Source organism: Bradyrhizobium sp. ma5 (assembly GCF_042258955.1).
Lineage (GTDB): Bacteria > Pseudomonadota > Alphaproteobacteria > Rhizobiales > Xanthobacteraceae > Bradyrhizobium.
In genome coordinates this window covers 2368049-2390116 of record NZ_CP170156.1, presented here as the reverse complement: position 1 = coordinate 2390116, position 22068 = coordinate 2368049, and the positions used below count along the sequence as shown (strand labels likewise).

At 59.7% G+C, this 22068-nt stretch carries 20 protein-coding genes; 2 read left to right on the top strand and 18 right to left on the bottom strand.

The window, feature by feature from the left end; translation table 11 throughout:
• Positions 1 to 49 precede the first annotated feature (49 nt).
• Both ACE103_RS11060 and ACE103_RS11055 read left to right on the top strand, forming a co-directional pair.
• Positions 50 to 847, top strand: a complete 798-nt coding sequence (locus ACE103_RS11060; RefSeq protein ID WP_375779428.1) for an enoyl-CoA hydratase/isomerase family protein — start codon at positions 50 to 52, stop codon at positions 845 to 847.
• A 52-nt stretch (positions 848 to 899) separates the two neighbouring features.
• Positions 900 to 1238 (top strand): hypothetical protein, encoded by a 339-nt coding sequence (locus ACE103_RS11055; protein ID WP_375779427.1) that lies wholly within the window; start codon positions 900 to 902, stop codon positions 1236 to 1238.
• 179 nt (positions 1239 to 1417) lie between these two features.
• Here the strand turns inward: ACE103_RS11055 and ACE103_RS11050 are convergent, their stop codons facing one another.
• The 18 genes from ACE103_RS11050 to ACE103_RS10965 all read right to left on the bottom strand — a co-directional run bounded on the left by ACE103_RS11050 (position 1418) and on the right by ACE103_RS10965 (position 22056).
• Positions 1418 to 1717, bottom strand: a complete 300-nt coding sequence (locus tag ACE103_RS11050) for a DUF1330 domain-containing protein (RefSeq protein WP_375779426.1) — start codon at positions 1715 to 1717, stop codon at positions 1418 to 1420.
• A 109-nt stretch (positions 1718 to 1826) separates the two neighbouring features.
• Positions 1827 to 2267, bottom strand: a complete 441-nt coding sequence (locus ACE103_RS11045; RefSeq protein ID WP_375779425.1) for a MaoC family dehydratase — start codon at positions 2265 to 2267, stop codon at positions 1827 to 1829.
• Positions 2268 to 2277: 10 nt separating this feature from the next.
• Entirely contained in the window at positions 2278 to 3216 is a 939-nt protein-coding gene (locus tag ACE103_RS11040; RefSeq protein WP_375779424.1) for an SDR family NAD(P)-dependent oxidoreductase, read from the bottom strand.
• Between the two features lie 22 nt (positions 3217 to 3238).
• Positions 3239 to 4084 carry a crotonase/enoyl-CoA hydratase family protein gene (locus ACE103_RS11035; RefSeq protein ID WP_375779423.1) on the bottom strand — a complete coding sequence of 282 codons (846 nt, stop codon included), beginning with the start codon at positions 4082 to 4084 and terminating at the stop codon, positions 3239 to 3241.
• 2 nt (positions 4085 to 4086) lie between these two features.
• The gene (locus ACE103_RS11030; RefSeq protein ID WP_375779422.1) at positions 4087 to 5571 is read right to left on the bottom strand and encodes an aldehyde dehydrogenase family protein; all 1485 of its coding nucleotides are present in this window, start codon (positions 5569 to 5571) and stop codon (positions 4087 to 4089) included.
• A 173-nt stretch (positions 5572 to 5744) separates the two neighbouring features.
• Entirely contained in the window at positions 5745 to 6131 is a 387-nt protein-coding gene (locus tag ACE103_RS11025) for a Zn-ribbon domain-containing OB-fold protein (protein WP_375779421.1), read from the bottom strand.
• On the bottom strand, positions 6131 to 7306 hold the full coding sequence (locus tag ACE103_RS11020; protein WP_375779420.1) for a thiolase domain-containing protein: 1176 nt from the start codon (positions 7304 to 7306) through the stop codon (positions 6131 to 6133). Before ACE103_RS11020 ends, ACE103_RS11025 begins: the two co-directional genes overlap by 1 nt.
• A 156-nt stretch (positions 7307 to 7462) precedes the next feature.
• The gene (locus tag ACE103_RS11015; protein ID WP_375779419.1) at positions 7463 to 8662 is read right to left on the bottom strand and encodes a CaiB/BaiF CoA transferase family protein; all 1200 of its coding nucleotides are present in this window, start codon (positions 8660 to 8662) and stop codon (positions 7463 to 7465) included.
• Positions 8663 to 8687: 25 nt separating this feature from the next.
• Entirely contained in the window at positions 8688 to 9476 is a 789-nt protein-coding gene (locus ACE103_RS11010; protein ID WP_375779418.1) for an enoyl-CoA hydratase/isomerase family protein, read from the bottom strand.
• Between the two features lie 114 nt (positions 9477 to 9590).
• The gene (locus ACE103_RS11005; protein ID WP_375779417.1) at positions 9591 to 10451 is read right to left on the bottom strand and encodes a fumarylacetoacetate hydrolase family protein; all 861 of its coding nucleotides are present in this window, start codon (positions 10449 to 10451) and stop codon (positions 9591 to 9593) included.
• Between the two features lie 79 nt (positions 10452 to 10530).
• Positions 10531 to 12081 (bottom strand): hydantoinase B/oxoprolinase family protein, encoded by a 1551-nt coding sequence (locus ACE103_RS11000; RefSeq protein ID WP_375779416.1) that lies wholly within the window; start codon positions 12079 to 12081, stop codon positions 10531 to 10533.
• Between the two features lie 94 nt (positions 12082 to 12175).
• Positions 12176 to 13483 carry an MFS transporter gene (locus ACE103_RS10995; RefSeq protein WP_375779415.1) on the bottom strand — a complete coding sequence of 436 codons (1308 nt, stop codon included), beginning with the start codon at positions 13481 to 13483 and terminating at the stop codon, positions 12176 to 12178.
• Between the two features lie 184 nt (positions 13484 to 13667).
• Positions 13668 to 15758, bottom strand: a complete 2091-nt coding sequence (locus ACE103_RS10990) for a hydantoinase/oxoprolinase family protein (RefSeq protein ID WP_375779414.1) — start codon at positions 15756 to 15758, stop codon at positions 13668 to 13670.
• Positions 15759 to 15910: 152 nt separating this feature from the next.
• Positions 15911 to 16684 (bottom strand): cupin domain-containing protein, encoded by a 774-nt coding sequence (locus ACE103_RS10985; protein ID WP_375779413.1) that lies wholly within the window; start codon positions 16682 to 16684, stop codon positions 15911 to 15913.
• 930 nt (positions 16685 to 17614) lie between these two features.
• A complete protein-coding gene (locus ACE103_RS10980; RefSeq protein ID WP_375779412.1) occupies positions 17615 to 18364 on the bottom strand; it encodes an alpha/beta fold hydrolase in 750 nt (249 codons plus the stop codon).
• A 352-nt stretch (positions 18365 to 18716) separates the two neighbouring features.
• Positions 18717 to 19838: an alpha/beta hydrolase family protein gene (locus ACE103_RS10975; RefSeq protein ID WP_375779411.1), complete on the bottom strand. Its 1122-nt coding sequence runs from the start codon at positions 19836 to 19838 to the stop codon at positions 18717 to 18719.
• Positions 19831 to 20358, bottom strand: a complete 528-nt coding sequence (locus ACE103_RS10970) for a VOC family protein (RefSeq protein ID WP_375779410.1) — start codon at positions 20356 to 20358, stop codon at positions 19831 to 19833. Before ACE103_RS10970 ends, ACE103_RS10975 begins: the two co-directional genes overlap by 8 nt.
• Positions 20359 to 22056, bottom strand: a complete 1698-nt coding sequence (locus tag ACE103_RS10965) for an FAD-dependent monooxygenase (RefSeq protein ID WP_375779409.1) — start codon at positions 22054 to 22056, stop codon at positions 20359 to 20361.
• Between the last annotated feature and the right edge of the window lie 12 nt (positions 22057 to 22068).

Below are 22068 nucleotides of genomic sequence, written 5' to 3'. Positions count from 1 at the left end.
GGATTAGATCCCGTATCGCCCCCGTCGCCCATATGAAGCGAGAACTCAGATGTCCGAACAGTCAATCCAAGTCGTCGACTACGAACGCAGAGACGGAATTGCTTACCTGAAGCTGAACCGGCCACGCAAGTTGAACGCGTTCACCGACGATATGTCGATTCAATTGCTCGCCGCGATGGAGCGTTTCGACGGCGACCAAGATGCGCTCGCCGCAATCCTGCATGGTGAAGGACGAGCGTTCTGCAGCGGGGCCGATGTTCAACAACGCCAGCTGCGGAGCCGGGAAGAGTTTGAGGAACTGGGCGGAGCCGAAGGCCGCGGCGTACGAACGTTGGACATCTTCACCCGCTCGGTTCACTGGAAGCCGGTGGTCGCCCTCGTGCATGGCTACGCGCTCGGAGTCGGCCTCGCGCTCGCGCTCAGCGCAGATCTCGTCGTCGCGGAAGAAGGTTGCAGAATGCAGGTCACCGAAACGGCGCGAGGACTCGCATCCTCGCGAATATGGGCCATGCTGGCCGCTCGTGGTACCGGCGGCTTCGCTCTCGATGCGGCGCTTACAGGTCGCTATTTCTCGGCCGAGGAAGCCTTTGGTGCTGGCGTGGTCGACCGGCTTGCTCCAGCAGGTGAGGGTCTCGCCGTTGCTCTGGAACTAAGCCAGGCGATGGCCGCCAATCCGCCCCTTGCCGTCCGGGCGATCGTTCGATCGCGGCGTCGGAGACTTGATCTGCTCGAACGGGAGATGGCGTTCGAGACAGCGCCTCTCAACCTTCATCTGACCGAAGATTTCAAGCAGAGCGCGCTTGCCTTCGCACAGAAGCGCAAGCCGGAACCGTTCGTCGGACGCTAGGGCCGGTTCTGGAACCAGCACGCGCATCCGATGCCAAACAAGGAAATTCACGTTGTCCAAGCATGTCGTAGTTGCCCTGACAAACCCGATTCGGGGACGCGAAGCGGACTACAACCGCTGGTTTGAGCGCGCCCATATCCCGGAGATCCTCTCGGTGCCCGGCTTCCTGAGTGCCCGACGCTTCGAGGTGGCGGACAATCAGATCGGGCCGACTCCCGTACCCTACAAGTATCTGACCGTTTACGAGGTCGAAACCCCCGACCTGGGAGCAACCCTGGTTCAGCTGGGCAAGACCGTGCAATCCGGAACAAAGACCGACTCGAGCGATGTCGATCGCAGAGCAATCTGGGTGTATGCGCCGATGTCGGACAATTTCGTCGCCGGCGGCTGAGGGGCCGGAGGAGCGCAAGCCGTTCCACACACGTAACTCGCGGTGGATGGCCGGTCGACAACGATCACTTGAGGCCGGTCGAGACTGGCCGAGCTCGCTCCCTGCCCCGCCAGGCTATCCAAATCAAAGTCGACCGGCACCAACACGTCGGTCTCAAGCGGTACGCCGGCGTGAATCCTTTAGCTGTCGCCTTCGACTATGATCACGCGAGAATCCGCGGCAGCCTGGCGAAACTCTCTGGCTTTCCGATATTCTTCGCTGTTGTACCATCCGAGAGCGTCTGCCATCGTGGGAAAGCGCAGCATCACGGCGAACTCGGCCTCTGGATCGCCCTCTAGCACCTGGAATCGGCTGTTCCTTGACACGATCATCTCCAGACCGTGCCGCGCCGCGGGCGACGATTTTACCAGCTCGGCATAAGGTGCCATTCCGGCCGGATCGTGCGTCTTGTTGCGGATAAAAATGATGTAGGCTGACATGTTAGGGTCTCCGCGCGTGCTTACCTGCCCGCTCCATTGAAGCTGCGGGCCGGCCCGGAGCGCTCGGACCTGGACGCGCAGCGCTCTCGCCGGCTCTGCGGCACGAAACTCAGAAGAAGAACAATCCTATGCTCTCCATGATGAGAGCTGGCCGAGGAGCGTTCTCGAGTTCGAACGTGTTCTCGATCATGATCCGGACCCCGTTTTTCTCGATCCGTTCAACGCTCTTGATCACCTGCAGCAAGCGGACGCGAGAATCGACCGGCACCGGCGAGAGGAAACGCACCCGGTTGGCTCCATAGTTGATTGCCTGGCGCGCCCCCTCGACCTGATAGATACTGTCCTGAAGCTGCATCAAGAGCGACATGGTCAGATAGCCGTGCGCGATGGTCTTCCCGCCGGGGGCTTCCTTCGCGGCACGGGCGACATCGGTATGGATCCATTGTCGATCGCCTGTCACGGATGCAAACCGATCGATCATGTCTTGAGAGATCGTGATCCAGTCGCTCGGACCCAGGGACTTGTCGACGAACTCCGAGAAATCCTGCAAGCGCAAGGTTCTAGCCATGAGAGGATCCTTCCCCCACCACACCGAGCCTTCCGATCGAGCGCAACCGCTCTTCGACGTCACCCAGCGGACCGGGCTGCACGGCAACGGCCGCACTCAGATCGGAGATGCGGGGAAAGGCTTCATCGATCATGTCCACGGTGATTTCGAGCTCCGGATCAAACTGCACGGAGCGCGTTTCGAACGCGTGTACGCGAGAAAACCCGCCTGCGGACGCGGCGATGGTTTGGCCGGATATACGGCAGGCTTCGCTAGCGAGCCAGGCGACCGCCGGCGAGACGAGTTCGGGGCGCAAGTATCTCAACAGATGAGGCGGAGTAACGCGCTCTGTCATGCGCGTCACCGCGCCTGGAGATATCGCGTTGACGAGCACGTCGTGCTTGCTGCCCTCAAGGGCCAAGCAGTTCATCATGCCAATCAGCCCCAACTTTGCTGCCGCGTAACCACTCTGACCGAAATTGCCGTTGGTCGACGGGGACGTTGTCAAGATGATCCGCCCGTACTTCTGCTCAAGCATGTGGGGCCAGGCTGCCTTGCAGCAATGAAAGCCGCCATGCAGATGCACCGCGAGCACGGCCAGGAAGTCCTGGGTCTCCATTTTTGCGAAGCTTTTGTCGCGAAGGATACCGGCGTTGTTTACCAGGATGTCGATACGACCGAATTGCGTGATGGCGGATTGAACGATGCGTCGAGCGCCGGTTTCGTCGGCGACGCTGTCATGGTTCGCCACGGCGGTTCCGCCTTGGCTTTTGATCTCCTCAACAACGGCGTCCGCCGCGGATTGTGCCTCGCCGCGGCCATCGAGTGTCGCGCCGAGGTCATTCACGACGACTTTGGCTCCAAGACTGGCGAAGAGCAGCGCATGTGATCGCCCCAATCCAGCCCCGGCACCGGTTATCGCTGCGACCCGGCCATCCAAACGAATTGACATTCTATTTCCCCTTTTCCGCTGATCAACGCCCTTGGAACGCGGGCCCGCGCTTGTCCAGGAACGCGCTGAGCGCCTCCTTGTGATCTGCAGTGCTCTGAGCGATCGCCTGCATCGTGGCAGCCAACTCGGCGCTCTCGGACAACGTCAGGCGCATGGAATCGCGTATCAACCGCTTGGTGAGCCGCAACGCTTGAGGCGGTTTGTCGGCGATGCGCCCCGCAAGCGCACGAGCTTCGGCCAACAGCGTCTGGCGCGGCACGACCTTCGATACCAATCCCATCGCCGCCGCCTCTGAGGCGCGGATCATCTCACCCGTGAACATCATCTCATACGCGCGCGAGAGACCGACGATCCGAGGCAAAAACCAGGCTCCGCCGTCGGCCGGAACGAGCCCCAAGCGTAGAAAGCTCTCGGCGAACATCGCGTCGTCGGCTGCGATGCGGATATCGCACATGAGACTGAGATCGCAGCCGGCGCCGATCGCGTGGCCGTTGACGGCTGCTATGACGGGGACCTCCAACGCGTAGATCGCCGTCTGAAGGCGCTGGATCGTACCCCGGACCTGTTGTCTGAATTCGGCGGGCGATTGTCCGCTAAATGCCCCCGTTTGGGCATGCATATCCTTGATATTGCCGCCAGAGGAAAAGCTCGATCCCGTCGCAGCGAGCAACACGCACCTGACACCCATATCGGCATTGATGCGCTCACAGTGCTGTATGATCGCGTCGATCATGGAACTGGAGAGAGCATTCCGGGTCTTGGGCTCGTTGAGCGTCAGCGTGACAATGCCGCCGTCCCGCTCATGCAAGATCAGCGATGAGGCCTCGCCCGTCACCATGAGAACTCCTTCGTCTTTCTTGTTAGACATTGCTAAAATCTCAAGTAGACGGCTTTCGTCTGCAGGTACGCTTCGAGCGATTCGCGACCGGACTCGCGGCCATAGCCACTCATCTTGTACCCGCCAAACGGCATCTGAACGTCCATCGCGCCGTAGTTGTTGACCCAAACGTTTCCGGCACGAACCGCGCGAGCTACCGTGTGCGCCTTGGTCACGTCGCGGGTCCACACGCCGCAGCCGAGCCCGAAGATGCTCGAATTGGCTCGCTCAACCAGCTCTTCCATGCCTTCGAACGGCATCGCCGACAGCACCGGGCCAAAGATCTCTTCCTGCGCGATGCGCATGTTGTCTTTCACGTCGGCGAACAGGGTCGGCGGGACGAAATATCCCTTGGCGAAGTCGCCCTCCGTCAGACGCGCGCCTCCCATGATCGGCCTGGCGCCCTCGGACGCTCCAAGATCGAGATAGCTGGTTACACGTTCCAGCTGCGCGGAAGAAGCGAGTGGCCCGATTTGCGTGCTCGGGTCGAGCGGGTGACCGACGGGCAGCTTTCTGCCCAAGTCTGCCACCCTCTCGATGAACTCGGCGTAGATCTTGCGCTCGACGAAGAGACGCGTGCCGGCAGCGCAGACCTGACCTGAATTGACAAACACACCCATCGCTGCGCCCTGCGCGGCCTCGTCGAGGTTTGCGTCCGCGAAGACGATGTGCGGAGATTTTCCGCCGAGCTCCAGCGTTAGCCGCTTCAAGTTGCGCGCCGACGCTTGGACGATCTTCTGACCTGTGAAATGGGACCCGGTGAACGCGATCTTGTCGACGTCCGTGTGGGCTGCCAACGCGGCACCTGCTGTATCGCCAGGCCCGGTAACGACATTGACCACACCGGGGGGGATACCCGCCTCCATGGCGAGTTCAGCGAGCCTCAGCGAGGAGAGCGAGGCCTCCTCAGCTGGTTTCAGAACGATTGTGCAGCCGGTGGCGATCACCGGACCTAACTTCCAGATCGCGGCTGTAACGGGAGTATTCCAGGGAATGATCGCGCCGACTACGCCCACCGGCTCCTTCAGCGTATAAGTAAAGAAATCGCCGGGGAGCGAGTTACCCGTCGTGTCGCCGTTGATCATCATGACCGCGCTGGCGAAGTAGCGAAGCAGACCGACGGCCCGCGTCTTGCGGCCGCTCGTGAACGAGATCGGCGCTCCCATATCGAGCGTGTCGAGTGTCGCGAGATCGTGAAAATCCCGCTCCACGAGCTCGGCCAACCGGAGCAGCATGGCCTGCCGCTCGAACGGCTTCGTCTTGCTCCACGGCCCTTCGAAGGCTTTGCGAGCGGCAGAGACGGCAAGATTGATATCTCTGACGCCGCCCTGGGCTATGTCGGCCAGAGTAGAGCCGTCCACGGGTGAAATGCTGGGAAACGTCGTGCCCGTGATCGCGTCTGACCATTTGCCATCGATCAAGAGCTTCTTTGGCTTTCCATCCAGGAACGGATGTGGAGCTTGTGCGGCGATGTTCATGGGAAGCAATTCCATAAAGGTCTATTGGCCATTGAGGGAAGGACCAAAACGATGAGCGTCGGAGACGCTGACATGCGCGGCTGAAGCGGCAAAACCGTGGGCCATATACGCGTCCTTGCTCATCGCGGTGCTCGGTTGACCTGCGGACGGACAATCCTGCGCGAGGCTGTACGTCACGAGTGGCGATCGGAAGCGCGGAACATCGATACCGGAGCGCCCGAAGCGTCCTTTTCGAATACCAACTCCACCCGTTGATCGATCGCGACGCTGTCAGGTGGCGTGTCGACGATGTTAGTCATCATGATCGGCCCCTCTTCGAGCGCAACGTAAGCGATGATGTATGGATTGTTTCCCTGCCTATTCACGCTGAAGGAGTAGATGCGCCCAGTTCCCTTCGCCTCGACCCACTCCGTGTCGGCTCCGAAGCAGAACGGACAGATCGGCCGCGGATAGTAATGGACCTGACCGCAACTGCGGCACGAGCGCAGAAGAAGTCGCCCGCTGGCGGCAGCTTCTCCGGCAGCACGCGACTCGGGCGTGATGGAGAATATGTCAGTCATCAGAGTGCCCTTTCCAGAATGAGGGTCGCCCCCGCGTGGCGCGTGCCAAGCGATCCTCCCGTTCCGTGCACAAGCGCCAAGTCGCAGTTCGGCACCTGAACGGCCGGATGGGCCTCGCCTCTGAGTTGACGAACCGCTTCGATGACTTTCGTCATGCCACCGCGGTTGTTCGGGTGATTGTTGCAGAGGCCGCCGCCGTCCGTGTTGACGGGCATTCTCCCGACGCCGGAGATGAGGTTGCCGTCAGAAACAAACCGCCCGCCCTTGCCTTTCTCGCAAAAGCCGAGATCCTCGAGCTGGACGAGCACCGTGATCGTGAAGCTGTCGTAGATGGACGCGTACTTGATATCCGACGGCTTCACGCCGGCCTCAGCGAACGCCGCGGCGCCTGACCAGCGAGCGGCGGAGTAGGTCAGGTCGACGCGTCCCCCGTCGAGGTGCTTAATTCCCTCGCCGGTGCCCAACAAGCTGACCGATGCCCGACTGAGGCTTTTCGCGACCTCCGGACTAACAACGACGAGCGCCCCGCCTCCGTCAGTGATGACGCAACAGTCCAGGCGGTGCAGAGGATCCGCGATCATCGGTGAGGATAGAACATCCTCGACCGTGACGACCTGCTTCAGGAAGGCATTCGGATTGTGCTGAGCATGATGGGACGCGGCTACCTTGATCCAGGCAAGCTGCTCAGACGTGGTTCCGAATTCGTGCATATGCCGCCTGGCAGCCATCGCGTAAGTGTTGATGAACGTCGGCGAGAAGGGCAGTTCGTACGGAACCTCGGGTACGGTCGGACCCGCAAAGACCTGCGCTTCAACGTGCGGCGGGATTTTGTGGGATCGAGGGCGTCCTGCCAGCGTAATGAGCGCCACGGAGCACTTGCCGGCGGCTATCGCCTCGGCGGCATGCGCGACGGCGACGACGTACGAAGAACCGCCGACATCGGTGGAATCGAAATGACGCAGCTTTAGGCCCAGATACTCGACCATTGAAAGCGGCCCGAGACCGGGCGCATCGCCGGCGCAGAAGTAGCCGTCCACATCGGCCAACGAGAGACCTGCGTCGGCGACCGCCCCTCTTGCCACCTCAGCGTGGAGCAGGGCAAGCGATTGCGTCTCCGCTTTGCGCAGAGGATGCTCGAACGCTCCGACGATATAAGCCTTGCGACGGATACTCATGGCGCAGCTGCCCCGGTGACATAGATGTTTCGTCGTCTCAGCGACGAATGACGGTGCTCGATCACTCAATGCCCCCATTCAAAACATGCTTAAATCGCGACCGGCCGGCTAATCGACTTTACCCGCTCGTCGGCCCGCGACGGGATGAAACGATTATCAGCCGAGCCCTTCATTCTTGAGCGCTGCGAGCTCCGCGTCCGAGAACCCGAGGTCATGCGAGAGGATCGTGTCGCGATGGGCGTTCTGTCCGGGCGGTGCGGACGTCGCGGTGCCCCCGCCATCCGCCAGCTTGAACGGCGTGCCGATCAATGGCTGCTTGTTGCCGCTTTCGTCCTCGGCGAACACGATCATGTCATTCGCCAGCACTTGAGGATGGTTCAGCACCTCGTCGACCCGATTGATCGGCGCAACCGCCAAGCCGGCCTCCTCCATGGCAACCGACCAGTGCTCTCGCGTGTTCGCGAGAAATTTCTGCTCCAGTATGGGGATCAGAATGTCACGGTGCTTCACGCGACTTGGATTATCCTTGAAGCGTTCATCCTTGGCCAATTCGGGATCGTTGAACGCCTTGCATAGCCTCAGCCATGCCCCCTCATTGGGCGCGCCGAGCACGAGCAGTCCATCCTTGCACTGAAAAGCCTGGTACGGGACTATGTTGCTCGTCCCGGAGCCCGCGCGAACCGGAAGTTGCTTTGCCTGCAGCCACCCCACCGCATGGAAGCCGAGGCAGGAAACGGCAGTTTCGAGCAGCGAAGCGTGCACATGCGTGCCGGCGCCGGTCTTGTGACGCACGAGGAGCGCCGAGGCGATGCCGGCGTACGCGCTTATTCCAGTCGCGATATCGATGAAAGAAACACCGACCCGGACCGGTCCACCGTCGGGCTCGCCGGTGGTCGCCATAATTCCGCTGAAAGCCTGAAGCGTGGAGTCGTAGCCGGGCTTCTCGCGCAGCGGACCTTTTTCGCCATAACCGGAGATCGAGCAGAAAATCAGCCGAGGATTGATCTCGCGCATCCGCTCGTACGAGATGTTGAGCTTCGTGGCGGTCGCGGGCAGGAAATTATGGACGAGAACATCGGCCCACTTGACCAAGCGGAACATCACTTTCTGGGCCGCCTTCGACTTCAGATCGAGTGCGATACTGCGCTTGCCGCGATTGACGCTCGAAAAATTGGTGCTGCTGTCGGACAGAAGTGGAGGCCACTTGCGGTTTTCATCTCCGCCGGGGCCTTCAACTTTTATCACATCCGCTCCCATGTCCGCCAAAAGCTGGGCACAGTAAGGGCCAGCCAATACCCGGCTAAGATCAACCACGCGGATGCCGGTCAATGCTTTAGCTTGTGAAATTTGGTTCATGCGATGCTCCTCCGTCCAGCGACGCCTAGCGTCCCCTGAAAAGGGGCTTACGCCGCTCCCGCCATGCTTCGTGCGCTTCCGATTTGTCCTCGGTCATTTCGAGCAGCGCAAAGCGGTACATGTCGCCGAGTGCGGCGTAGGGCAACGGCAGGTTCACGCCATAATTCAACGACTCCTTCGTGAGCCTTGCAGAGAGCGGCGGAAGCGCGGCAATTTGCGCTGCTAGCTCGCCCGCATGTGTCATCAGCTCTTCCGGCGGGACCAGCCACTGCGCAAGTCCGGCACGTTGCGCGTCCTGGGCCGTGAAGGGAAAACCCAACGCCATCCGCATTGCGTTTCCCTTGCCTATCCATCGCGACAGCCGCGCGCTCGCGCCGGCCGCCGGCAAGATTCCGAGACTTGCCTGCGGGAGCCGCCATTCCGCCTGCTCTGAAGCAACGACCAAATCGCAGCAGAACGTGAGAATGGCGCCAATCCCGATGGCGTACCCGTTCACGGCTGCAATAGTCGGCTTGGCGAAATCACCGATCAGCTCGAACGGCGACAGGCGGCGGCTTTCGGCAAGGCTTTCCACGAATTCTCCCAAAGAGCTCAACGAGTGGGCTCGCTCGTCCTTTAGGTCGGCCCCCGCACAAAAGGCCCTTCCCTTTTCGTCGCCCGTGATCACAACACAACGCGTGTCGGCATCGCGCTCCAATTTCGGCATGATCTCCAACAAGGCGGACCAGTAGTCCTCGTGCCACGCGTTGCGCCGCTCGGGATTGCTGAAGGTCAGGATTGAGATTTGTCCGCGTTTTTCATGTAGAAGAGGCATAGTGACGCCCTCGAGTTCACTGGCTGAGCTAATTTGGTTTCCGCTAAGCGTGTCTGTTCACCCGACAGGCGCGCTCGTTCGCACTTCGGACCTTCCCGGCGCTCCGAAATGAGGTCACTTCTCGTCCACGACAAGATTGCACAGCGTACCAATCCGCTCGATTTCGATTTCGAACATATCGCCCGGCTTAAGGAGCTTCGGCGGCTTGAACGAAATTCCGACCCCCGAGGGCGTACCGGTGACGATTACGTCCCCTGGCTCCAACGTCATCGCTTCCGAGAGAAGCGAGATCAGAGTAGCCACATCGAAAATCATGTCCGAAAGATTTGTCTCCTGGACCACCTCTCCGTTGAGCCGGCCGACCATCCGCAAGCCCTTGCAGCCTGGCGGGAGTTCATCGGCTGTCACCAAGTATGGACCAAAGCCCCCGGTGCCATCGAAATTTTTGCCAATTGTCCATTGCGGCGTCCGCATCTGAACGTCGCGGATCGAGCCGTCATTAAAGATCGAATATCCTACGACGCATTCCAGGGCGCGTTCAGGGCTCACGTGACGGGCTTTTTTGCCAATGATTACGGCCAGCTCGGACTCGTAATCCAACTGCTCTGACGATGTCGGTCGAACCAAGGGCTGGTTATGGCCGATAAGGCCGGTGTTGAAACGCGCGAATACGGTCGGATACGTTGGCATGGGCATGCCACCTTCCTGAACATGCGCTTTATAGTTCAGACCGACGCATAGGATTTTTCCGGCTTCCGTTAGCGGCGGAAGGAACTTCAAATCGTCAGGATTGATCGCAGTCCCCGCCTCGATGGCGCTCATCGCCTCTTCGAAAGCACCCTCGCCCGAACGAACAATTTCATCCACCGTCCCCGGAAATCCCGGCTCACTTTCGAAAAGGACATGCCACGGTCCACCATCACGGCTGGCCGCAACGCCCCGCTTGCCCTTCGACTCCATCATACAAAAACGCATCGCGTCCTCCCGATCTCAAGCTGTCGTACCCACCAGGCGCACCGCTTCCCAGCGGTGCGCCTGCACATTCGTTGGATTTTCAAACCGGATGAAAGACTCCGAAGCCGCCACCGCCGGGCGTCTCGACGTAGATCACATCTTGCGGGTCCATCCGGATCTTGCCCTGCGTTTTCACGTCGCCTCCATTGATCCGAAATACGCCGGGCTGTCCCGCCGCTCCGCCGCCGACGCCGTCCGGTGGATAGCGAAGGGAGCTTGCAGCCGCGCTCAGGAGCCACGGCTTGTCGGTCGTGACGCGGAATTGCACGATTTGTCCGTCGCCGCCCCTCATGCGCCCATCTCCGCCGGACCCGCGACGGATTTCCGCACGGTCAAAAAGAACTGGGCATTCGGTCTCGATAATTTCGATTGGAATTGACCCCAGTCCCGCCGGGTAGAACGTCGCGGCGAGGCCTGGTTTGTCAGCACGCGCTCCCATCCCGCCAGTAAGGCCGCACGCGGTGACGAAGTTTTCGCCGGTCTTGAGCTGGCCAAAAACCTGCATCGAAAATGGCGACCCCGGGCTGGAGGCGACGACTCGGTCAGGCAGAACGTGGTGAAGTGCATTCATTATCGGCATCGGCACAAACATTCCCACGATATGCCGTGCGGCAACCGGCGCGGGATATCGGCAATTGACGATGCTGCCTTCAGGGGCTGTCACCTTGATTGGCGTGATGCTGCCAAGATTGTTTGGCAGGTCGGGATTCAAGATGCTCCTGATCGCGAAGGTCGCATAAGCTCGCGTATAGTTCAGCACGACATTCACACCGCGACTGCTCTGCGGCGAACTGCCATCGAAGTCGATGAGAAGGTCGCCCGCATCGTGGTCAATCGTTACCTTGGCGCGGAGCTTGACGACATCGCCTCCGGGGATGTCAAAAGTCGACTCGCCAGTCCATGATCCTGCAGGGCAGCGGCGGACGGCTTCACGCATCGCGCGTTCGGAATGGTCCAGGATCGCATCGCTGAGCGCTTCAATGTCCGACAGGCCGTAACGATCGCAAAGCTCGTTGAGGGCTGCACCACCACTTTCGCATGCGGCGACTTGCGCAGCGAGATCCCCCGAGATCAAGTTCGGCGTCCGCACATTGGCCCGGATGATGTCGAACAGGACAGCGTTTGGTTTTCCCCGCTCGTAGAGCTTTGCAGGAGGGATCCACAGGCCCTCCTCGTGGACGTCGTGCGCGCTGGCGTTCGGCCCAGTTCCGCCGATGTCGGTATGGTGATTGGTAGATCCGACGAAGCCAAGAAGTCGTCCGTTGCGGAACACGGGCGCAAACACCGTAATGTCAAAGGTGTGGCCGGCGCCGATCCAGGGATCGTTCGTGATCAGAACGTCGCCGGGCATGAGATTGCCTTCCGCATACTTGGCGAGATAGGTCCCGCAGGATGCCAGGCAATTGATGTGGCCGGGAGTTCCGGTATCTGCCTGAACAAGCATACGCGCTCGTGCATCGAACAGACCGTAAGCCAGATCTCCAGCTTCCCTAACCACAGGGCTGAAGGCTGTCCGCTGCATAGCCCGCGCCTGCTCCGTCACAACGCTTCTTAGGTTAGACCACATCAGCTCGAGTTCTATGGCGTTCATCAACGCACTCCTTCGTGTTCGTTTCTCGTTCCAGCAATGACGCCATCAGCACGGCTCGTTGCTGACACAATGCTGATCGGGAGTTTGCGCCGGGTCATTCGAGCGCCTCAAAGGCCGTTTCTTTGACCATCAAAATGGCGCCGAGGCTGATGATCGGACCGGCCATCAGGAGGTAGGCAGGAGCAACGCTGCTACCGGTGGCGGCGATCAGATACTGCGCGGCAAAGGGCGCAAACCCGCCGAAGATCGCTTGCGCCAGATTGTACGCCGTCGAAAATCCGGTAAACCGGACTCGCGTGGGAAGCAGCTCCATGACCAACGCTGTGTACGACCCGGTCACAAGCCCTGTGCACAGCAGCAGCACGATCTGAGCGATGAGCCCGTGAACATACGAGCCTTGTTGCATCAGGTGGAACATCGGCAAGGCCGCCACAATCAAGGTTGTGGAGCCCGCGATCAAGAATGGCTTGCGCCCGAACTTGTCGGAGAGCCATCCGCACAAGACCAGGAATGGAGTGCTAACAAGGAGGCCAATCGTTGAAATCTGGAGCGCAGATGCCGGTGGAAGGTGAACAATGGTGATCAGGTATGTCGGGATATAGATGGTCGTCAGCCACGTCGTCGTCGCGAAGTTGATCGAGACAAGAAATATCGTCAGAATGACCGACTTGTACTGTGTCAGAGCTTCGGTCAGAGGGCGCTCCGAGACGGCTTGTTTCGCCTTTAGCGCTTCAAAGCTCGGCGTTTCGGGAACCGCTCTGCGCAAATAGAGACCAACAAGCATGACGCTGATGCCGAGCAGGAACGGAATCCTCCATCCCCAGGCAGCCATTGCATCCTGACCGATCGCCCCGGTCAGAGCCGTCACAGTGCCCGAGCCCAGGATGAATCCGACACTGATGCCCGCAACGTGCAGGGCACCGTAAAGGCCCCGACGCTGTTGAGCATGTTCGACCACGAAAGTCGCCGCGCCGCCCCACTCTCCTCCCGACGAGAGGCCTTGGATTAGCCGCAGGACGACCAAGGCCAATGGCGCCCCCAACCCGATATCGTGATAAGTCGGGAGCAATCCGATAGCGAACGTCGTCAAACCCATCAAGCTCATGATCCAGGTCAACGCTGCCCGCCGACCGGCACGATCGCCGTAGATCGAGAACACGACCGCACCAAGCGGCCGCATCACGAACCCGGAGCCCAACACGGCAAGGGACACGAGCGTACCCGTCATCGGCTCGCTGGTTGGGAAGAAGGCTCGTGACAACACCGGTATCAAGAATGCGTAGACGGAAAAATCATACCATTCCAGAACGTTTCCGGCCGCTCCTGCCGCAACAGCCAATCCTCTGCGCGAGTACGCGGGTCGTCCGCCGGTTTCCGCACCGAAGGCCATGTCACTGCTCATTTCGTTTCCCCGCCTCTATCTTTTTGGAGGGCTTTTGAGCCCACTGTAGTCGAATAGATCGTTGATGAACTTTTCGCCGTCTGATCCCTAAGGCTCTGCAATGCCAGTCAGTTGGTGAGAACGATCGCTATCGCTCTCATGATAATGACGCCGCCGAATAGGTTCAGCTTCAGCTACGCCGTCTTCATCGACGCATTCCATTGCTCTGGTTGTTCGTTGCAGTAATGGCGCCGATTGCGCCAAGGCTGGCAGTCCAGCCGGGCGGAATGACGATGGTGGTCTCCGCCTCCTCGATAATTAAAGGACCATCGAGCTGATCTCCTGGACGTAACGATTCGCGAGCGACGACATGCACCTGCTGATCGGTCTGCCACAAATCGACGCGACGAAACTCTCGCTTCGCATTTTTGCCCGCGCCCAGGGGCAGGCCTAACGCGGGCGCTGCGCGGCCCGGCACAGTCGCGGTCACGCGCCAGGTAACGAGCTCGACCTCCAACTTGCTCTGAATGAGTTTGTATCGCTTGAGATATTCGCTCTCGAAGCACTCGCGTAGCGCTTTGCTGCCGCCGTCGCGAGCTGGGCGAGCAGGCAGTTCCACAGCAACTTCAAACTGCTGGCCGAGATAGCGCATATCTGCCGCATAGATGAACGTTACGTCTGCATCGCTACAGCCGGCCTCGATCAGGGCCTTGCGCCCTTCCGTCTCCAAATCCTCGAAGATTCCCTCGACATGATCCCAGTCCAGATCAGAAAGTCGCGATAGCGCGCTTCGCACGAGGTCAAGCCTAATAGGCGTAACGAGAGAGCCGAATGCCGAGTAGACGCTCGCAAGGGGCGGGAAAACCACGGCCGAGCTATTGAGGATTGCCGCGACGGTGCAAGCGTGGACGGGCCCCGCGCCACCAAAAGCCAGCATCGGAATGCCGCGATAGTCGACGCCGCGATCCGCCGCATGTGCGCGCACCGCCCCGGCCATAGCTTCACAGACCATCTGATAGATCCCACGGGCCGTGGCGATGGCATCGAGCTCCAGCCGCGATGCAAGCTCACCGACCACTCGCTTCGCTGCAGCAACGTCCAGGCGCATGGCACCGCCCAGGAACTTGTCGGGATCTAGCAGCCCGAGAACGAGATCAGCATCAGTTACGGTGGCTTCGGCACCGCCCTTGCCATAGCAAGCGGGTCCAGGTGCGGCACCCGCGCTACGCGGTCCAACCTTAAGCAGTCCGAAGTCGTCGACTCTGGCGATGCTGCCGCCCCCCGCGCCGATCTCGATGAGATCGGCTGTCGGGACCGTTACCGGAAGTCCGCTGCCTTCCTTGAAGCGATACATACGATCGATTTCAAACCACCCCGTCACAAGGGGGCGAAAGTCCTGTATCATGCATACCTTGGCCGTGGTCCCCCCCATGTCAAAAGCGAGCAGATTCTTCGTGTCCAAAGCTCGTGCTGCAAAGGCAGCGCCGAGCGCGCCCGCCGCAGGTCCGCTCTCGATCATCCTCACCGGCATGCGCGCAGCGGTCTTGGCGCCGACCACGCCGCCCGAACTCAGCATGATGAGTGGCTGCACAGAAAATCCTTCGCGGCGCAGGCGCGCTTCAATCTGGCCCAGATACGGCTCCGTGATCGGAACGGCATAGGCGTTGACCGAGGTGGTTGACGCCCGCCAGTATTCACGAATCTGCGGAGCGACTTCCGAGGAAAGTGAGACGTGGACACCGGGCAAGCGTCGTCGAATAGAGTCAGCCAACTGCCTTTCGTGCGCGTCGTTCTTGTACGCGTGCAGCAGGCAAATACCGACTGACCGTACGCCGAGTGCCGCGATCCGAGCACACACCCGAGCGATCTCGTCTTCATCGAGAGGCTGATGGACGATGCCGTCCGAACGCATCCTCTCCTTTACCGCAACAACGTGGTCACTCTCGACCAGCGGCTTCGGAAACTCAAGCTGGAGGTCGTACATATCGTAGCGACGGCAATCGCGCATCTCAAGGATGTCGGAGAACCCCTCGGTGAAGACCATGGCGATCTTTTCGCCGCAGCGCTCAATCAAGGCGTTAGTCACCACCGTCGTCGCATGCACGACAGAGCCAGAAATATCGCTGGGCGCAAGACCCGCCTTGTTCAGAACACCAGTGACCCCATTGAAAAAGCCGTTCAGCAATTCGACAGGCGTAGTCGGCGTCTTCTCAACAAAGACCTTGTCATCGACGGTTAGCACGACATCGGTGAAAGTTCCGCCTATGTCGATGGCGATGGAAGCGGCTTTTCTCACGACGTCTTGCTCTCCTTTACGAGCTTGTATGGATTTTGGCCCGCCGACCTGGGACGAGGTTGATCTAAGCTGGCCGGCAAGATTAAACTGATTGACGATCTCTTGGTGCTGGCACCTTACGCTGCACTCCAAGAAGCTCGCTCGATCTGGCTTCAGCCATTTCGATGAGGATCGGCGACGATCTCCACCCCGTAGTCGAATCGTTCGCCGCGCGCCGGCTCAGGGGTGATGATGGCGATGTGCTGTTCGTTTCCGGGGCCCGGATTGAAGTTCGCATGGACAGTCCCGGCAGGAAGCACGACCAGACTCTTCGGACCCGCCGTCATCTTCTTGTTTCCGATTTGGACTTCCAGCGATCCGTTCAACACGAAATAGAACTGATCGAAATCGTGAAAGTGCAGCTCAGGCCCTCCCGACGCAGGTGCCAGCTCCGCATAATAGAGCCGCGCCTCTTTTGAACCGGTGTCCCGCTGAACCAGAGGGTGAAGCTTAAAGCCCGGTGAAATATCGAGAAAGCCTTCGTCACTGATCTTGCGCACGAGCTTTTCTGCCCCGGGCACGTGACGGGGCTCCGCCGGCCTGACAATCACCGCCGGATCGGTTCCCGGAAACGGCGAGAAGAGTTCAAGATGCAGCTCGTCCTCATCTCCATCATTCCAATTACAATGCGGCGTCCCCGCAGGGATCAGCACCGTCGTGCCCGGTGTCACCGTGTAGACGTCGGTTCCCAGCTGCACCTTCATCGAGCCACTAACCGTATAGTACACCTGATCGACAGCGTGCGTGTGAAGCTTCGGCCCGTGATGGCCTGGGGGGACCCTTGAAAAGAGGACCATTGAGTCGCTGATCCCTGTCTTCAGCGTGAGAACCTCGCTGTGGAAGCCCTCCGGAAAGCGATCGAGATCGACTGGGATGATGTGCTGCATGAACCTCCCCATTTGTTTTAATCACCGAAACCGTGTTACATTTATTTCCACCGGAGGCAAGTGTCAAGTTTGCAGGACGGGCTGGGATGTCATGGCGGAAAGGACGAGGCCGCCGGCTAGTCCCGCGAATCCGAAGGCCGCGCTCCGGCGTCGCTGCCAGCCACCAATTGCGCTCTCATCGTCGATGAACGGCCTACGGACAGATTCGAAGCTCTGACGGGCTGTGATGAACGACAAACATTGCCCTTTGCGGTGCAAGCTTCGCGAGGCCTTGCAAATAGTCCCTTCAGAAAATTTGGGAGAACAGGCCGGAAATTGGGTGCGGCAACGGACGAACTGCGCAGCTTGTCACTTCCTGGCATTGTCAAATTGGCTTGCATGCGCGAAGTCGTGATGAAGCGCGCGCAGGCCTACTCATCGCCAGCCTTGGCAACAGATAAACCTGGAAGACCAACACCCCGATCAGAAGCGAGGCCGCCACGAGATGAAGCACCGCCGGCAGGCCCGCGAGTGTCGCCGTCGCGCCGGCGAGTGACTGCATTAAGGCCGCACCGAGCAACGGAGCCGGATCGACCACGCCGAGCGGTTGGCCCTCAGTTCGAGCATCAACCAATCGCCGATACCTACCGAACTGCAAGGGTTGCCCCGAGGTCCTCAATCAGATGAGCACCGGAAGTGGATCGTATTGCGGCAGCCTGTCGACGACACCGAACCGCATTGAAATCGCCGAGTTTGCCGTGCCGAACGCCATCGCAGCGAGGAGAAGCGCCCCGATCGAGTGTGACCGGTGTTGCTGTCAGGCGCTTCGACGGCCTCCGCCGTTGCTCTGCCAAGCGGACGCGGCGATGCTAGCATCCCGATGATGGGCGCATACCTGAATGGCCGCCTACAGCGTGGACCCTCCCAACGTCGACGGGGCCGCACCGCCATTTAGCTTAGAAACTTCTCAATCCTTGTGGCCAACGCAACCGGCGTCTCGTCCATGGGATAGTGGCCGGCATTCTCGATCACCTCGAGGATCGCATTTGGATACCAGTTCAGATAAGTCGCTTTCATCATGTCGGCGTTGAGAGAAGGATCGTTAGCGCCAACAATAACAAGCATCGGCACCTTGTTTCCAATGATGGCGTCAACAAAATTCGTTTTCGACCAAGCTTGGAAATAGGCGGCAAACGCTTCGGTCGTCGAACATTCGAAGGAATGGCTGACCATGTGGTCAATCCACGATCGAGACTGACGATTGCTCGTGGAAAAGTCGATAATGGCATGGCGCGCCTCAGGACTGTTTGCGGCTCCGGCAAACAACAGCTCCTGATCAGGAGGCAACGGCACACCAGAAGCCGGGACGGGAGTGATCGCGACGATCTTACGGACTCTCTCTGGCGCATCAGCAAGCACGCGTTGAACTGCCATGCCTCCCATGGAGTGGCCAATCAAGTCGAAATGCGGCCAGCCAAGCTTGTCCGCTATCTCGATTACGTCCGCAGAAATTTCACGGATCGAATATTCCCCAGTAATAGCCTTCGATAATCCGTAGCCGCGGTAGGCCGGAAGCGCGTAAGTAAAGGCTCCCGGAGTGAGGGCATTTCGCATCGCATCGAAGGTCGTGTGATCTCCAAACCAGCCGTGTAAAGCTATCACCTTCTTTGGACCGTTTCCGAAAGTCACGTAACCACCCATTGCATCCTCCATTTTGCTTGCAGAACTGAGTCAATAGTGTTCCTGCGGCCGGCGCTCCGGTTCTGTTGCCACGCAGGCTGGCTTCGATCTGCGGACCAAAAACTTTGCCCCTCAATATCGCTCTGATCGCGGATCAAGAATCGCGTTCAAGACCGGACTCGAGCTGAGCCTGCGAATGGGAAGCCAGCATCCATTTTCGGTTTGCCTCAATTGACTTGCCCGCGACAACGGGTCAGCGCTTCAAGGCCAAAGAGCGCGCGCCGGCGTCCAGACCAGCTCCAAATCGGCTGCTTCCGTTCCGCACGCACCACATTCGGCTTCCTTCGCGTCCTTCTAGTTACCCGATCAGCGGCTAAAGGACTTCCGCCCAGGCGAGAATCCTATCCGCCATTTCTGCGACCAGATGCGGCTGTCCAGACAGATAGTGGTTGCCCATTTTCAACGCGTGCAACACGCCACGGGCACCGGCAGCGTTAAGCCAGGCGTCTCGAGTGGATGGAAACGTGGACCCGTCGGCGGTGTGTTCGAAGAGAATGACCGGAACCCTCGTTCGTGCGAGGTTGGTTGGGCCATCAGCCTGGCTGCATGAAGCCCATTGGCTTAAGAAGGCCGACAACGTGGTGAACCGTCCCATTGCGTTAGCTGCAAAATTGACTTCGCGGGCTGGTCCCCAGATGCTGCCGATCGGACGGTCGTTGGGATCGAGCGACAAATCGACCAGACGTGGATCAGCGTGGGTGCGATGGACGACGAAAGCCATGTCGCGAGGCGCTCCCTCTGTACTACGAAGCTCTCGTAACTTCTCCCATACCCATGCCTCAATCCGATCACGCCGGACGCGTTGCGCTGCGCGGAAGCGGTCGAGCCACTCCGGCGCGAACGGCGGACCATTCGCCTCGTCATACACGTCAAGACAGCGATTTGTTGTGAGCGGGTAGGCCTCATTCGCGATGGCCGGGTCCAGCCATTCTTCAAACAACCGCGACCGTCCTAGGTGCGCCGCGGTGAGCACAATTCCCGCTGTCGGAGGAAGATCGGACGGTTCGAGCCCGAGCTTCGTTCCGTCCGGCGCCTGAGTAATCGTCAGCCCTTCGGCTTGTGCCTGATAAAATGCTGATAGTGCCGCGCCGCCCGAATTCCCGATCAAGAAGACCCGTTCGTAACCTAGCTGTTGCAGAAACTTGATGCCGGCACCGAGGTCCTGAATGACGCGCTCCATCAGCAGCACCGTGTCATTGCCGACATAGCGGCTGTTAAGCCCCATACAGCAGATCCCGCGCTCTGCAAGCGGCGAGATCAGATAATGCCCCATGAAGTTGCTGGTCGGGTGCATGACTATGCAAGCGAGCTTGCGATCCGAACTGGGTTCTTCATAGGCTCCGTAGATGCGCGGGCGCTGCATCTGGAGTCCGGATTGGCTTTCCAGCATCGAGCCCGCCTTGACGTCAATGATGGCGAGCTTTCGTTCAGACATGGGTGCGTTCAGCCTTTTCCCTCGTCCACGTAGCAAGCGCGCAGTGCGCATTCTTTTCGGCAGCGCTCATCTCCTCCTCTGAGGCGACCTTGGTCGTCAGCTCCAGCCGAATGCCATTTGGATCGAAAAAATAGATCGACTTGATGATGTGATGGTCGGTTACACCGAGCACCTCGACCCCCGCCTGCTCCAACCGGGTTTTGGCGGCTTTCAATTCGCTTTCGCTCGCGACCTCAAGCGCGATATGATTCACCCAGGCCGGCGTGTTAGCCGACGGTTCTGCCTTCACATTGTCGCCCAAATCGAAGAAAGCGATATATGATCCGTCCCTCATCTGAAAGAAGATGTGAACGTACGGGCAATACTCGCCCGTGCTGGGAACGTTATCCGCCCTGATGACGTGTACGAGAGGAAGCGCGAGTAGGTCCTCGTAGAAGTGGCGCGTTTCTTCCGCGTCCCGGCAGCGCCAAGCGAAGTGGTGAAGGCCGTTGATGGGCGGCATTGTCGTTTGATCTTTCATTCACGATGCTTCCTTCTCATAGATGCCGATTGACGGATTTTCTTTGTGGTTTGCGGAGGCGCTTTTGCCACGTGCGACATCCAGGATGTTGCCAGCGTCGGTCGAACTCCCGTCCCCGCGCCACGCCACGTGGCCGTCTGGTCTCACAAGCGCGAAGCGTGCGGCGTATGCGGAAGCCACCTCGGGCTCGTCGAGTCGAATTGCCTCGAGAGGGACTGCTCGTTGGGATGCAGCCGCAACAAATGAAGCCGCCACCTCGCTCTCCGAATTGGACATGTCGAGCAGCACGAAACCCTTGCCGAAAAGGTCGAGGGTCGAACGGCCATCGCGGAGCCAGACGTGAGGCGCCCTGTGTCCCGGACGTGCCGTCTGCGCGAATTCGACCACCGTGTCTACCGGCGAGTCGGTGCCATCCGGCACGCAGCACGGCGAATTTTCGTACCAATAGCCCAAGGCACCGCCGATCGGATTGAATTCGCGCCTAAAGGTCTTTACGAGGCGCTCGCCGATCGTCGAGCGCAGCCGCACGCCTTCGGTCGTCGCCGCGCCTAGTGTTGTGCCGACCTCCTTTAGAGTGGGTGCGATCGAGATCCAGTCCTGATAAATCGATCCCGCGATGCGAGCGGTACGAGCAACCGCGCCGCGACGTTCTTGGTCGTAAGCATCGAGAAGCAGATCTCCGCCCCACCCTTGCAGAACCGCCGCAAGCTTCCAACCGAGGTCTCCGGCGTCGACCAGCCCGGTGTTCATGCCGAAGCCGCCCGTCGGGGGCATTCCATGGGCCGCATCCCCCGCCAGAAGCACACGTCCAACACGATATTTCTCGGCATTACTTTCGCGATTCACCCAGCCTAGCACCGGCGTGGTTAGCTCATAGGAGAATTCCCGCCCGACCAAACTTCGGATCGCGCGGTGCATGTCGGCTTCCGTGACCTTTGCGGGCTCGACCATGAGCGTCAGGCGGTACAGGTCGTTTCCGTCATACGGCAACAAGGAGAGCGACATGCCGCCGGGGCGAACCATCGTATACCGGCCGGCCTTGCCCTTGTCGTGAAGCTTCGCCAGTTCGGAGCTGCGGAAGATCGCCTCGGCCGCATAGCCGTAGCGCGCAGTGTTTTCGCGATCGACTCCGAGCGCTTCACGAACCATGCTTTGGCCGCCATCGCAGCCAACGAGGTATTTCGCGCGCAGGGTGCGCTTAGTTCCGTCGTGCAAATCTGTAGCGTAAACCTCGACTTGCGCGTCCGATTGCGCGAAGCCTGTACACTTCCACTGGAAGCGGATATCGGCTTTCTGCGCCCGTGCGAAATCGAGCGTGATCGGATTGAACCAACTTTGAGGACACCGTTGCGCGAAGGTGGGACTTTGAGGCGGAGGATTGGAATCAGCGATCGCAGGCCATGGAATGCGACCGAGTTCGTAACCATCGAGATTGGTCACGAACAGCACGTCCTGGCTGTGATCCTTGGGCCAACCACAATTTCGCAGTCGCTCTTCGAGTCCCCAACGACGCATCAGCTCCATGGTGCGGATGTTGACCGCATGCATGCGCGGATCGGGGAAGACGCCGTCCGTCTGCTCAAGCAGGATGGTACGAATTCCTCGTGCAGCCAGGTCACCAGCAAGGCAGGTACCGACCGGACCACCGCCGACGACAATGACGTCGGCATCCAAAGATTGGGGGGCTGCCTCGGACATGTTTTCTCTTCC